Annotated in this window: 11 protein-coding genes; 2 read left to right on the top strand and 9 right to left on the bottom strand. The window is 61.9% G+C overall.

Going from position 1 to position 12,946, the window contains the following annotated elements:
• Positions 1 to 9 precede the first annotated feature (9 nt).
• The 3 genes from AC0IYN_RS04085 to AC0IYN_RS04075 form a co-directional block, all read right to left on the bottom strand.
• Positions 10 to 819, bottom strand: coding sequence for a putative RNA methyltransferase (locus AC0IYN_RS04085; protein WP_471840610.1), 810 nt, complete (start codon positions 817 to 819; stop codon positions 10 to 12).
• Positions 819 to 1,970, bottom strand: coding sequence for a succinyl-diaminopimelate desuccinylase (gene dapE, locus AC0IYN_RS04080; protein ID WP_078047194.1), 1,152 nt, complete (start codon positions 1,968 to 1,970; stop codon positions 819 to 821). Before dapE ends, AC0IYN_RS04085 begins: the two co-directional genes overlap by 1 nt.
• A gap of 197 nt (positions 1,971 to 2,167) precedes the next feature.
• Positions 2,168 to 4,759 (bottom strand): glycosyltransferase, encoded by a 2,592-nt coding sequence (locus AC0IYN_RS04075; protein WP_406598362.1) that lies wholly within the window; start codon positions 4,757 to 4,759, stop codon positions 2,168 to 2,170.
• Positions 4,760 to 4,976: 217 nt separating this feature from the next.
• Between AC0IYN_RS04075 and tcdA the strand changes: the two genes are divergently transcribed.
• Entirely contained in the window at positions 4,977 to 5,786 is an 810-nt protein-coding gene (gene tcdA / locus AC0IYN_RS04070; protein ID WP_457239437.1) for a tRNA cyclic N6-threonylcarbamoyladenosine(37) synthase TcdA, read from the top strand.
• Between the two features lie 116 nt (positions 5,787 to 5,902).
• Here the strand turns inward: tcdA and AC0IYN_RS04065 are convergent, their stop codons facing one another.
• From AC0IYN_RS04065 to AC0IYN_RS04050, 4 genes are all read right to left on the bottom strand, one after another.
• Complete coding sequence (locus AC0IYN_RS04065) at positions 5,903 to 6,316, bottom strand: SufE family protein (RefSeq protein ID WP_406598360.1); 414 nt, start codon at positions 6,314 to 6,316, stop codon at positions 5,903 to 5,905.
• A complete protein-coding gene (locus tag AC0IYN_RS04060) occupies positions 6,313 to 7,518 on the bottom strand; it encodes an aminotransferase class V-fold PLP-dependent enzyme (RefSeq protein WP_406598359.1) in 1,206 nt (401 codons plus the stop codon). Before AC0IYN_RS04060 ends, AC0IYN_RS04065 begins: the two co-directional genes overlap by 4 nt.
• Positions 7,519 to 7,582: 64 nt before the next feature.
• On the bottom strand, positions 7,583 to 8,617 hold the full coding sequence (dapD, locus tag AC0IYN_RS04055; RefSeq protein WP_406598358.1) for a 2,3,4,5-tetrahydropyridine-2,6-dicarboxylate N-succinyltransferase: 1,035 nt from the start codon (positions 8,615 to 8,617) through the stop codon (positions 7,583 to 7,585).
• Between the two features lie 33 nt (positions 8,618 to 8,650).
• The gene (locus tag AC0IYN_RS04050) at positions 8,651 to 8,959 is read right to left on the bottom strand and encodes an arsenate reductase (RefSeq protein ID WP_229999207.1); all 309 of its coding nucleotides are present in this window, start codon (positions 8,957 to 8,959) and stop codon (positions 8,651 to 8,653) included.
• A gap of 267 nt (positions 8,960 to 9,226) precedes the next feature.
• Between AC0IYN_RS04050 and AC0IYN_RS04045 the strand changes: the two genes are divergently transcribed.
• Complete coding sequence (locus tag AC0IYN_RS04045; RefSeq protein ID WP_406598357.1) at positions 9,227 to 10,870, top strand: Na+/H+ antiporter; 1,644 nt, start codon at positions 9,227 to 9,229, stop codon at positions 10,868 to 10,870.
• Positions 10,871 to 10,874: 4 nt separating this feature from the next.
• On the opposite strand, the gene AC0IYN_RS04040 is transcribed toward AC0IYN_RS04045, so the two are convergent.
• The gene (locus AC0IYN_RS04040; protein ID WP_406598356.1) at positions 10,875 to 11,585 is read right to left on the bottom strand and encodes a zinc metalloprotease; all 711 of its coding nucleotides are present in this window, start codon (positions 11,583 to 11,585) and stop codon (positions 10,875 to 10,877) included.
• 135 nt (positions 11,586 to 11,720) lie between these two features.
• Positions 11,721 to 12,920: a succinyldiaminopimelate transaminase gene (gene dapC, locus AC0IYN_RS04035; RefSeq protein ID WP_471840606.1), complete on the bottom strand. Its 1,200-nt coding sequence runs from the start codon at positions 12,918 to 12,920 to the stop codon at positions 11,721 to 11,723.
• Positions 12,921 to 12,946: the final 26 nt, after the last annotated feature.

The raw sequence follows: 12,946 nt of genomic DNA, 5'->3' as shown, positions 1-12,946 counted from the left end.
AAAAGTCGGTTATTGAAGCACGAAATAATCGTAGCGCATCGACACCGTGACCTGCAGCGGCTCGGCGGCCTCGATGACTTCGGCACGGCGCTCGGCACTGGCGCGCCAGCCGTGGGGTGTCATCGCCAGCAAATTCGCCCGGTCCTGGGGCTCAGCCAGGCTTAGGGTGAATTCCAGCGTCTCGCTGTGCGCCAGGCTCATGCCCTCCGGCACCAGGGCCAGGTGCTTGTCGTCGGTGTACTCGCGCACTTCGTCGTACAGGCGCTCACGCAGCTCCATCAGGTGGCCGCTGGTCGGGCCAACCTTCATCAGGCCGCCGCCGGGGCTGAGCAGACGCTTGGCCTCTTCCCAGTCCAAAGGGCTGAACACGCTGGCAAGAAACTGGCAACTGCCTGACGCTAATGGCACGCGGGCCATGCTGGCAATCAACCAGGTCAGCGCCGGGTTGCGCTTGCACGCGCGCTTGACGGCTTCCTTGGAGATATCCAGGGCGTAGCCATCGGCGTGGGGCAGGGCGTCGGCGATTTGCGCGGTGTAGTAACCCTCGCCACAACCGATATCCACCCAGCGCTGCGGCGCGCGCTCTGCGGCAAGTTCCGCCAGGCGCTTGGCCACCGGGGCGTAGTGCCCGGCGTTGAGGAAGTCACGACGGGCCTCGACCATGGCGAGGTTATCGCCCGGGTCGCGGCTGTTCTTGTGCTGCACCGGCAACAGGTTCAGGTAACCCTGGCGCGCGCGGTCGAAACGGTGCCCGGCCGGGCACGCCACGCCATTGTCCACCGCGTTCAGCGGGGCGCTGCAAATGGGGCAGGCCAGCATCAGGCGAGCAACTTGATCAGGGTCTGGTAGTAGATTTCGGTCAATACATCGAGGTCGCTGGCCAGGATGCGCTCGTTGACCTGGTGGATCGTCGCGTTGACCGGGCCGAGTTCGACCACCTGGGTGCCCAGCGTGGCGATGAAACGCCCATCCGACGTGCCACCGCTGGTGGACGCCTTGGTCTCACGCCCGGTGATCGCCTTGATGCTCGCCGACACCGCATCCAGCAACGCGCCGGGTTCGGTGAGGAACGGCAGGCCTGACAGGGCCCAGTCCACGTGCCAGTCCAGACCATGCTTGTCGAGGATCTCGGCGACCCGCTGTTGCAAGCCTTCGACGGTGGATTCGGTGGAGAAGCGGAAGTTGAAGACTGCCGTCAGGTCGCCCGGGATCACGTTGGTCGCGCCGGTGCCGGAGTTGAGGTTGGAGATCTGGAAGCTGGTCGGCGGGAAGAACGTGTTGCCGTCATCCCAATGCTCGGCGGCCAATTCGGCCAAGGCCGGTGCGGCCAGGTGGATCGGGTTCTTCGCCAGGTGCGGGTAGGCCACGTGACCCTGTACACCGCGTACGGTCAGGGTGGCACCGAGGGAGCCGCGACGGCCGTTCTTGACCACATCGCCCACCAGCGTGGTGCTGGATGGTTCACCGACGATGCACCAGTCCAGGCGCTCCTTGCGTGCGGCCAGGCGTTCGATCACGGCCTTGGTGCCATGGTGCGCCGGGCCTTCCTCATCGCTGGTGATCAGGAAAGCGACCGAACCCTTGTGGTCCGGGTAGTCGCTGACAAAACGCTCCGACGCCACCAGCATCGCCGCCAGGCTGCCTTTCATGTCCGCCGCGCCACGGCCGCAGAGCATGCCGTTTTCATCGATCAACGCGTCGAACGGGTCGTTCTGCCAGGCTTGCACCGGGCCGGTCGGCACCACGTCGGTGTGGCCGGCAAAGCACAGCACCGGGCCGTCGTGCTTGCCGTGAGTGGCCCAGAAGTTGTCCACGTCTTCAATGCGCATCGGCTCAAGCGCAAAACCGGCGTCGCCCAGGCGCTGCATCATCAGCTTCTGGCAATCGGCGTCGACCGGCGTCACTGAGGGCCGACGGATCAGGTCGATGGCAAGTTGAAGGGTCGGCGAAAGGTCGGCGTGGGCCGTCATGGGGGAACTCCGGGAAGCGTGTAATGGGCGCAGGGCGAATGTGGAATACAGAACTTGAAATGGCGAAATTCTAATGTGGGAGCGAGCAAGCCCGCTCCCACATCAGGCAATCGGCGCTTGCCTGATCCAACAAAACGGCCGTTATCTTATAGCAAAACGGCGGCCAGAGGCCGCCGTTTAGTGTATTGCGCAAGTTTTTACGCCGCTGGCGCGGGTTCCGGCGCCGCTGCAGGTTTCGGCAGCGAAGACAGGAACGCCATGATCAGTGCCGCCACATACGGCAGCGACTGCACCAGCAGCATCACCACCCAGAAGCGGATGTCATTGCTCGGCAAGCCCTGCACCAGGTAGATCCCCAGTGCCGCGCCCCACAGCAGCAGCATGATGAACATTTCTTCGCGGGCTTCGGAAATCGCCACCCAGAAGCCGTGGTTATCCGCGTTTTTCGGTGTACGAAAGAACGGAATGCTGGTGGTGAAGAAGCCATACAGCACCGCCTTGGCGATGGTGTGGGACAACGCCAGACCCGCCAAGGCTGCGCAGAACGCGTCCTTGAGGTTCACACCCACCGCACGGCGGTAGAGGAAGATGATCTTGCCCACCTTGAACACGAACAGCGCCAACGGCGGGATCGCGAAAATCAGCAACGGCGGGTCGACCCGCGTCGGCACGATGATCATCGCCGCCGACCACAACAGGGCGCCCACGGTGAAGAAGATGTTCATGCCATCCGCCACCCACGGCAGCCAGCCTGCGAGGAAGTGGTAGCGCTGGCCACGGGTCAGCTCGGTGTCCTTGCCGCGCAGCAGGCTGGCGGTGTGGCGCTTGATGATCTGGATCGCCCCGTAGGCCCAGCGGAAACGCTGTTTCTTGAAGTCGATAAAGGTGTCCGGCATCAGGCCCTTGCCGTAGCTGTCGTGGTAATACGCCGCCGACAGACCTTTCTCGAACACGCGTAGGCCCAGTTCGGCGTCTTCGCAGATGCACCAGTCGGCCCAGCCCAGTTCTTCAAGCACCGAGCGGCGGGTCATGGTCATGGTGCCGTGCTGGATGATCGCGTCACGGTCGTTGCGGGTGACCATGCCGATATGGAAGAAGCCCTTGTATTCCGCGTAGCAGAGCTTCTTGAAGGTGCTTTCGTTCTGGTCGCGGTAATCCTGCGGCGATTGCACCACGGCGATTTTCGGGTCGGCGAAGTGCGGGACCATGTGCTTGAGCCAGTTCGGCGACACGCAGTAATCCGAGTCAATCACGGCGATCACTTCGGCGTCCTTGGCGGTGTGCGGGATCAGGTAGTTCAGCGCACCACCCTTGAAACCGGCCAGGGGCGCGACGTGGAAGAACTTGAAGCGCGGACCGAGGGTTTCGCAGTAGTCGCGCACCGGCTCCCACACCGCCGGGTCCTTGGTGTTGTTGTCGATGATCAGGACTTCGTAGTCCGGGTAATCCAGGGCGGCCAGGGCATCGAGGGTCTGTTTGACCATCTCCGGCGGCTCGTTGTAGCAGGGCACGTGGATCGACACTTTTGGGCGGTAGTCCGAATCCCCCACTACCGGCAGGAATTCACGCCGGCGCTTGTGGGTCCATACCGCTTCCGCCAGTTCATGGGCTTCGGTGAGCAGCACGATAAACACGCCCAGGGCGCCGAGGGCCAGCAGGATACCGACGGTTACGCTGAACCAGGTGCTGTATTGCTGGCTGTAGTCGTAGCCGATCCACACCAGCACCGAACCGCACAGGAACGCGATAAAGGTCAGGAAGGTGCGGCCACGCTGGCGCAGGGCCGAGCCGTCGATCATCAGCAGCGTCAGGGACAGCAGCGCGAGCACCACCGAACCGATGGCCAGCACGCGCCACTGTGGAATTGCCACCACCGGCCCGTCAAAGTTGAATTTCTGCTGGCGCGCGGCGTTGTACACGCCCCAGTACGCGCCGGCCGAGCCTTCGTCGCTGACTTTCCACGGCTGATCGAACGCCTCGATCACGAAGTAGTTGAAGCCCTGGCGATTCAGCTTGTTCACCAGCGTGCGCAGGTAGATCGCCTGGTCGGCAGGGGACGTTTCATTGCCACCGCGCATGCGCCCGTTGCTAGGCCAGCCAACCTCCGACAGCAGCAGCGGCTTTTTCGGGAACATTTTCTTCAGGTCGCGGGCGCGGTCGAGGACGTACTGGCCGGCCTTGTCCATGGGAATGTATTCCCAGAACGGCAGGATGTGCGCGGCGATCAGGTCGACGTGCTTGGCCAGTTGCGGGTTCTTTTCCCAGATGTGCCACTGCTCGGACGTCGTCACCGGCACCTTGACGGCAGCGCGCACCCGGTCGAGCAGCACGATCAGGGCTTCTGGGGTGATTTCTTCACGGAACAGGGCTTCGTTGCCGACCACCACCCGCACCACACTGCGCGAGCTGTTGGCGATTTCGATGGCGCGCTGGATTTCCCGCTCGTTGCGCTCAAGATCGGGGCTGATCCAGATCCCGAGGGTCACGCGCAGGCCGAATTCTTCGGCCAACTTGGGGATGTCACCCAGGGTGCCATCGACCGAGTAAGTACGGATGTTGTCCGTCAGCTTGCTCATGATCTCGAGGTCGCGACGCATCTGGTCGTCGGTCGGGTACTGGTCTTTCTGTGGGTACTGGCCTTGCTGGAACGGCGAGTAGGAAAAACCGGAGATCTGTTCAGGCCAGTTGGGAGTGGTGACGGGGCGGTTGATCAGCGCCCAGAAACCGGTGAACAGCGCGGCGATTGCCAGCACGATCACCAGGTTGAGTCCAAATTTACGCGATGCCATGGCTATTTCGGGTTCCAAAGGGTGTGGAACGAAAAGAGGTGTCGGCCTGCGCCGAACGGCGCGCATCCTACACCGGCCTTTCCCTGACCGTACAGCAAGCAGAGAAAAACCGGACATTAGTCAGCGAAAGGCCATCTAAGTTCTTTACTTGTAGCTTGTCGCTTCGAACTTGTCGCTGCGTAGTCCATAATGCGCGCCGGTTTTTGGGGTAATGGTCATGAGTACAGAAGATCCGCGGTTTGCAGGCGTCGCCCGCTTGTATGGCATTGAAGGCCTGGAACGCTTGAAAGCGGCCCATGTGGCGATCGTCGGCGTCGGCGGCGTAGGTTCGTGGGCGGCGGAAGCCATGGCCCGGTGCGGGGTGGGCGAGATTTCGCTGTTTGACCTGGACGACGTGTGCGTCAGCAACAGCAACCGCCAGTTGCACGCGCTGGACAGCACCGTGGGCAAGCCCAAGGTCGAGGTGATGGCCGAGCGCCTGCGTGGTATCAACCCGGATTGCAGCGTGCATGCGGTGGCCGACTTCGTGACCCGCGACACCATGGCCGAGTACATCACGCCCGACATCGACTGCGTGATTGACTGCATCGACGCGGTGAACGCCAAGGCCGCGCTGATTGCCTGGTGCAAGCGCCGCAAGATCCAGATCATCACCACCGGCGGCGCTGGTGGGCAGATTGACCCGACGCTGATCCAGGTCTGCGACTTGAACCGCACCTTCAATGACCCGTTGGCGTCGAAAGTGCGCTCCACTTTGCGTCGCGACTACGGTTTCTCACGCACCGTGACCCGCCACTACAGCGTGCCGTGCGTGTTTTCCACCGAACAACTGCGCTATCCCAAGCCGGACGGCAGCATTTGTTTGCAGAAGAGTTTTGTCGGGGATGGCGTGAAGCTGGACTGCGCGGGCGGGTTTGGTGCGGTGATGATGGTGACGGCCACCTTTGGCATGGTCGCGGCGACCAAGGCGGTGGACAAGATTGTGGCCGGGGTGCGCAGGCCATCCGAGCGGATCAAACCCGCCTAGATCTCACTGCTGAACATAGATCCAAATGTGGAAGCGGGCTTGCTCGCGAATGCGGTGGTTCAGTCAATGATGTATCTACTGACACTGCGCTTTCGCGAGCAAACCCGCTCCCACATTTAGTTTTGTGCAAGGCTTAATGCCCGCATACGCTGCAGCACAGCATTCAGGCCATTGCTGCGCGATGGGGAGAGCTGCCGGGAAAGCCCCAACTGTGCAAACCAGTCAGGCAAGTCCACCGCCTGCAACTCTGCCGCCGACAACCCATTGACCCGCGCCAGCAGCAACGCCACCAACCCACGAATCATCCGTGCATCGCTGCTCGCAACAAACTGCCAGTGGCCATCCTCCAAACGCCCCACCAGCCACACCAGGCTTTCACAGCCCTGCACCAGATTGGCGTCGACCTTGTCCTCATCCGCCATTGGCGGCAGCCGCTCGCCCCATTGCATCAGCATCCGCGCGCGCTGCTCCCAACTGCCGACGGCCTGGAATGCTTCAAGTGCGGCAACGGCCTCTACCGGCAAGCTCATCGCAGCATATCCAAGGCCTGGTCCAGCGCTTCGAAGAAGCGTTCCAGGTCATCGGAATCGTTATACAGCGCCAGGGACACGCGAATGGCTCCCGACAGGTGCATCGCCTTGAGCAGGGGCATCGCGCAGTGATGGCCGGCGCGCACGGCAATGCCTTGCTCGGTGAGCAAGTGCGCAAGGTCGGCGTTATGCACGCCCTCTACGACAAAACTCACCAGCGCGACCTGCGGTGAACCGAGTACGCGCACGCCATTGCGCGCGTTGAGCCCGCGCAACAAATAGTCATGCAGCGCCGCTTCGTGGGCGACGACGGCCTGTGGGTCCAGCGAACTCAGGTAATCCAGGCTGGCACCCAGGCCAATCACGCTGGCAATCGGCGGTGTACCGGCCTCGAAACCCAGCGGTGCCGGGCGAAAGCTGGCGCTGTGGTAGTCGGCCTGCTGCACCATCTCGCCGCCAAACTGCCAGTGGCGCAGGTGGTGCAGGGCTTCATTGCGACCAAACAGCACGCCAACGCCATCCGGGCCATACAGCTTGTGGCTGGAAAACACATAGAAATCGCAGCCCAGCGCCTGCACATCGTGGCGGCCGTGGACGATGCCTTGGGCGCCGTCGACCACGGTCAAGGCGCCGTGTGGCCGGGCGAGCGCCAACAAAGCCTCCAGCGGCTGCCAGGCGCCAAGCACGTTGGACAGCTGGCTCACCGCCAGCAGGCGCGTGCGTGGGCCGATCAGCTCGGCTGCGGCGGGCAGGTCGATCACGCCGTCATCGTCCAGCGGCAACACCACCAGCGTGGCGGCGCGACGTTTGGCCAGTTGCTGCCAGGGCAGCAGGTTGGCGTGGTGTTCCAGGGCGCTGATGACAATCTCATCGCCCGCATTGAATAAGTGCTCAAGGCCATAGGCCAGGAGGTTCAGCGCAGAAGTCGCGCCGTGGGTGAACACGATCTGCCCACTGTCGCCTGCGTTCAACCACTGCGCGACCTTGCTGCGACTGTCTTCGAACGCCTGGGTCGCATGGGCACCTGGCAAATGCTGGGCACGGTGCACATTGGCTGCGCCGTTGGCGTAGTAATGGCTGATGGCATCCAACAGGGCCTGGGGCTTTTGCGTGGTGGCGGCGTTGTCCAGGTAGGTCTGGTCTTGCCGTTGCAGGGTGGCGATGGCTGGGAAATCGGCGCGCCAGGGGGAGGGCACTAGCATGGTGTTCAAGACTCGTATAAGCGAGCCCCAAGGTCGGGGCCCGCTAGTGGCATCGAGTGGCTGCTTAGTTGTGAGCGTGCAGCGCTTCGTTCAGTTCGATGGCCGATTTGTGGGTTTTGCACTCCACGGCACCGGTCTCGGAGTTGCGGCGGAACAGCAGGTCCGGCTGGCCAGCCAGTTCACGGGCCTTGACCACTTTGACCAGTTGGTTTTGCTCGTCCAGCAGTGCGACCTTGGTGCCAGCGGTGACATACAGGCCCGATTCGACGGTGTTGCGGTCGCCCAGCGGGATACCGATACCGGCGTTGGCGCCGATCAGGCAGCCTTCGCCGACCTTGATCACGATGTTGCCGCCGCCCGACAGGGTGCCCATGGTGGAGCAACCGCCGCCCAGGTCCGAACCCTTGCCGACGAAGACGCCAGCCGATACACGGCCTTCGATCATGCCCGGGCCTTCAGTGCCGGCGTTGAAGTTGACGAAACCTTCGTGCATCACGGTAGTGCCTTCGCCCACGTAGGCACCCAGGCGGATACGCGCGGCGTCAGCAATACGCACACCGCTCGGCACAACGTAGTCGGTCATTTTCGGGAACTTGTCCACCGAGAACACTTCCAGCAACTCGCCACGCAGGCGCGCTTCGAGCTGGCGCTCGGCCAGTTCGTTGATGTCGATCGCGCCCTGGCTTGTCCAGGCCACGTTCGGCAACTGCGGGAACACACCGGCCAGGCTCAGGCCGTGTGGCTTGACCAGGCGATGGGACAGCAGGTGCAGCTTGAGGTAGGCCTCGGGGGTGGAGGTCAGCGCGGCGTCTTCGGCCAACAGGGTGGCGACCAGCGGGGTGTGGCTTTCAGCCAGGCGGCTCAGCAGCGCGGCTTGGGCGGCGTCGACACCTTTGAGCGCGTCAGCCAGTTGCAGGGCCTGGGTGACGGTGAACGTGATCGCCTGGTTGCCTTCGGTGTAACCGAGGATCGGTGCGATGGCGGCGACAATTTCAGCCGATGGGTTGAGCAACGGTTGTGCGTAAAACACTTCCAGCCAAGCACCTTGGCGGTTCTGAGTGCCGACGCCGAAGCCCAGGCTGAACAGGGAATTGGACATGCTGTTACCTCTACAAAAATGGAAAAGGCTGGCCTACTTGAGGGCCGCCGAATAACTATCTGGCTTGAAGCCAATCAGGGTTCTGTCACCGAGATCGAGCACTGGGCGCTTGATCATCGAAGGTTGTGCGAGCATCAATTCAATGGCTTTCGACTGATCGAGATCGGCTTTGCGTTCGTCTTCGAGTTTGCGAAAGGTGGTGCCCGCACGGTTCAAAACCACCTGCCAACCGTGCTCGTTGCACCATTGGGTCAAGTGTTCGCGGTCGATACCGGCCGTTTTGTAGTCGTGGAACTCATAGCTGACGCCGTGCTCATCGAGCCAGGTGCGCGCCTTTTTCATGGTGTCGCAGGCTTTGATGCCGAAAAGGTGCAACGTTTTGCTTGAAGCGGTCAAGGAATTGCCCCCCTTTGGACCAAGTGAAAATTAAAGGTCATGGATTATGCCACGACCAGCGGGCCGGTGCCCCTCGTCATGCTGGCGTGCGACTTATGTGCCAATGCCGGCCGGCAGCATGGGCGGTAACATAGCCGGGTAATATGGCACTTCAACGGTGAGTTGTTGCCTGATGTGTGTCGTTGCAAGTCGATTGTCCGGGAACCCCGCTTTATGCAAACCGCCTACACCGTTCTTATCCTGCTGATGCTGGTCAGCGTTTCACGCCTTGTCGGGCGCGTCATCCCGTTACCGTTACCCCTGGTGCAGATCGCCGCTGGCGCCTTGCTGGCCTGGCCCACGCTGGGACTGCATGTGGCGCTGGACCCGGAGCTGTTCCTGTTTCTGTTCCTGCCGCCATTGTTGTTCTCCGATGGTTGGCGCATGCCCAAGCGTGAGTTGTGGCGGCTGCGTGGGCCGATCCTGACGCTGGCGGTGGGGCTGGTGCTGTTCACAGTGGTCGGTGCGGGCTACTTCATCCATTGGATCTTGCCTACGATACCGTTGCCGGTGGCCTTCGCTCTGGCGGCCGTGTTGTCGCCGACGGATGCTGTGGCGGTGTCGGCCATTGCCCAAAACCGTCTCCCCACACCGCTGATGCATATGCTCCAGGGCGAAGCCTTGATGAACGATGCTTCGGGCCTGGTAACGTTCAAGTTCGCCCTGGCGGCGGCGTTGACGGGGGTGTTTTCCCTGGCGGACGCGAGCCTGACCTTTGTCCTGGTGGCCGTGGGTGGCCTGGCGGTCGGCGTGGCCCTGAGCTGGTTGGTCGGCCGTTTGCGCGCCTGGATGATTGCCCGCGGCTGGGATGATCCAGCGACCCACGTGGTGTTCATGTTGTTGCTGCCGTTTGCCGCCTATGTGCTGGCCGAGCGCTTGGGCGCCTCGGGCATTTTGTCGGCGGTGGCGGCTGGCATGATGCAAAGCTGGCTCGACCTACTGCCGCGCCAGACCAGCACGCGCTTGCTTAACCGCAGCGTGTGGTCGCTGTTGGAATTTGCCTTCAACGGTCTGATCTTCTTGCTGCTGGGCCTGCAACTGCCGGACATCATCAAGGCGGTGGTCAGCCATGAGCCGACGCTGTGGCCGGCGCTGTTTTATCGCTGCCTGGATGTGATTGCGATCTTTCTGGTTTTGGTGGTGCTGCGTTTTATCTGGGTGCAGAGCATCTGGCGGCTGTCCGGCCTGTTACGCAGGATTCGCGGCAAAAGCGAGCTGACGCTGGTGCCGACCGCCCGTTCCTGCTGGCTGTTGACCGTTGGCGGTGTGCGCGGGGCGGTGACCTTGGCCGGTGTGATGTCGGTGCCTTTGCTGCTGGCGCCGGGCCAGGACTTTCCCGAACGCGACCTGCTGATCTTCATTGCTGCCGGGGTGATTTTGCTGTCGCTGATTGCAGCGTGTATCGCTTTGCCGCTGTTGTTGCGTGGCATCGAAAAAAGTCCCGATGAAAAACGCCACAAGGAAGTGCGTGAAGCCTGGAAGAAGACTGCCGTCGCGGCAATCCACGCCCTTGAAGCGGAGGAGCCCGCTGAAGCCGAAACCCAGGACGCCGCTCAGGCCGCACTCGCTACCGAACTCAAGGCCCGCCTGATGTCGGAATATCGCCATCAGTTGGAAGTGTTCAACGATTCTGCTGAAGCCCAGGCGTTGGCGCAGCAGATGGACCTGCTTGAGCGCAAGCTACGACTGAAGGCGCTAAGGGCGCAGCGATTGGAGTTGTATAGCCTGAGCCGTCATCACCAGATTGGTGATGACGTGTTGCGGGAGGTGTTGGCGGATCTGGATATGAGTGAGGCGAATTTGGGGCATGTCAAATGAATGATTACTCTGCCAGCCCTGTCCTAGGGTAAGCATTGCTTGCCCAGGCTTTATCTCCCTCGCTGAGCGAATGAGATTCCGATTGCGCCCAAGACCCGTCCGTCACCTCCGGGCCGATGTGGTAGTGCATGATCGAATCCCCATCGTAAGGAAGGAGCGAGTAGGCGTCGCTACGCGGGAGGGGGAGGATATTGCTGCGCACACTGTCTTCACTCAGGCCTTGCCGGCCGTAATAGGCGTAAGTGTGGGGGACGTTCCATGGAATGTTGGAATCCGGGTGCTGATGGGCGTGGTGAGCGCCCAGCATATGCCCGAACTCATGAATTACGGTCTTTTCGAAGTCTGGGTCCGTAGGGTCAGCAGGTAGATGCATAGTCGGCTCCCCGGGAAGAGTATCCCTCGCGTTCGTACCCAAATCAGAGCCGGCAGGTTGACTCAGTGGGCGGTACGAAATCCGCACATCGCCTTCCTCTCCCGATACAAACTCGAACTTGAGATTGATATGCGGCAGCCATTGGTTGGCGGCGTTCTTCACGGCCTGTACCCAAGGCCCATTCATGTCGTAGCCGTACAGCGCGATTTTAATCGTGCTGTTCTGTGGCCAATACGTGCCGGGTTCTCCAACGTTACGTCGCGTTCTTGAGCGACTGGCGCCTGGTGCTTCTTCGTTGGGAAGGGGGGAATGAAGAAAAGGAGAGCTGTTTGCAATGATCATCGTTTTTTCCTGCAGTGAATAAGGACGAAGGTCACTCCTTATTCACCCAAACTGCAGGAACGTTCCACTGTAACCGCTTGCGGATATTTCAGCGCGAAGGCCCGTGTGCTACAGCGTGCAAACGGGCCTCGTTGATTAGCGTCGACGGGTGATGAATGCCTTGATCCGTTCGGCTGCCTCGACACATTCCGCCAGCGGCGCGACCAGCGCCATACGCACGCGTCCGGCGCCGGGGTTGGTGCCGTCCACTTCACGGGACAGGTAGGAACCTGGCACCACGGTTACGTGTTCTTCCACGAACAGATCGCGGCAGAACGCGGCATCGTCGCCGTTCACATTCGGCCACAGATAGAAGCCGCCATCCGGGCTCTGCACATCCAGCACCGGCTTGAGGACCGCCAGCACCGCATCGAATTTCTCACGGTACAGGTCACGGTTGGCCTGCACGTGGGCTTCATCCTGCCAGGCCGCGATACTGGCCAGCTGGGTTTGCACCGGCATCGCGCAGCCGTGGTAGGTGCGGTACAGCAGGAAGGCCTTGAGGATCTCGGCGTCGCCGGCCACGAACCCGGAACGCAGGCCCGGCAGGTTGGAGCGCTTGGACAGGCTGTGGAACACCACGCAACGCTTGAAGTCCTGGCGACCCAGTTCGACGCAGGCGCTGAGTAGGCCGGGTGGCGGGGTTTGTTCATCGAAGTAGAGTTCGCTGTAGCACTCGTCGGCGGCGATGACGAAGTCGTATTCGTCGGCCAGGGCGATGAGTTTTTTCAGGGTGTCGACCGGGATCAATGCGCCGGTCGGGTTGCCGGGGGAGCACAGGAACAGGATCTGGCAGCGTTTCCAGATGTCCGGCGACACCGCGTCGAAATCCGGGTTGAAGCCATTGGCGTCCAGGCATGGCAGGTAGTGTGGCTTGGCCCCGGCCAGGAACGCTGCGCCCTCGTAGATCTGGTAGAACGGGTTCGGGCTGACTACCAGCGCGTCATCACCGCGATTGACCACGGTCTGGGTGAAGGCGAACAGCGCTTCACGGGTGCCGTTCACCGGCAGGATATTGCGCGCCGGGTCGAGCCAGCCCTTGGGCACGTTGAAGCGGCGCTCGCACCAGGCGCCGATGGCCTCGCGTAGGGCTGGAATGCCCAACGTGGTCGGGTACACCGCCATCTGGTCGAGGTTATTGCTCAGCGCTTCAGCCACGAACGCGGGCGATGTGTGCTTGGGTTCGCCGATGGACAGTGCAATCGGGCGCTTGTCCGGGTTTGGCGTGACGCTGCCCAGCAAGGCGCGCAATTTCTCGAACGGGTAGGGCTGCAGTTGGTTCAGGGCGTTGTTCATGTAAGCCTCTATGACGGGGTGTACAC

The sequence above is a fragment of the Pseudomonas sp. AC112 genome (genome assembly GCF_979253545.1).
The sequence above is the reverse complement of the archived record's forward strand: the minus strand, read 5'-3'. Positions and strand labels throughout refer to the sequence as shown.

Coding starts and splice junctions, on each gene's coding strand:
- AC0IYN_RS04050 (WP_229999207.1), bottom strand. CDS start 8,959: ATGAAAAAGGCGCGCACCTGGCTCGATGAGCACGGCGTCAGCTATGAG.
- dapD (WP_406598358.1), bottom strand. CDS start 8,617: ATGTCCAATTCCCTGTTCAGCCTGGGCTTCGGCGTCGGCACTCAGAAC.
- AC0IYN_RS04060 (WP_406598359.1), bottom strand. CDS start 7,518: ATGCTAGTGCCCTCCCCCTGGCGCGCCGATTTCCCAGCCATCGCCACC.
- tcdA (WP_457239437.1), top strand. CDS start 4,977: ATGAGTACAGAAGATCCGCGGTTTGCAGGCGTCGCCCGCTTGTATGGC.
- dapE (WP_078047194.1), bottom strand. CDS start 1,970: ATGACGGCCCACGCCGACCTTTCGCCGACCCTTCAACTTGCCATCGAC.
- dapC (WP_471840606.1), bottom strand. CDS start 12,920: ATGAACAACGCCCTGAACCAACTGCAGCCCTACCCGTTCGAGAAATTG.
- AC0IYN_RS04040 (WP_406598356.1), bottom strand. CDS start 11,585: ATGATCATTGCAAACAGCTCTCCTTTTCTTCATTCCCCCCTTCCCAAC.
- AC0IYN_RS04065 (WP_406598360.1), bottom strand. CDS start 6,316: ATGAGCTTGCCGGTAGAGGCCGTTGCCGCACTTGAAGCATTCCAGGCC.
- AC0IYN_RS04075 (WP_406598362.1), bottom strand. CDS start 4,759: ATGGCATCGCGTAAATTTGGACTCAACCTGGTGATCGTGCTGGCAATC.
- AC0IYN_RS04085 (WP_471840610.1), bottom strand. CDS start 819: ATGCTGGCCTGCCCCATTTGCAGCGCCCCGCTGAACGCGGTGGACAAT.
- AC0IYN_RS04045 (WP_406598357.1), top strand. CDS start 9,227: ATGCAAACCGCCTACACCGTTCTTATCCTGCTGATGCTGGTCAGCGTT.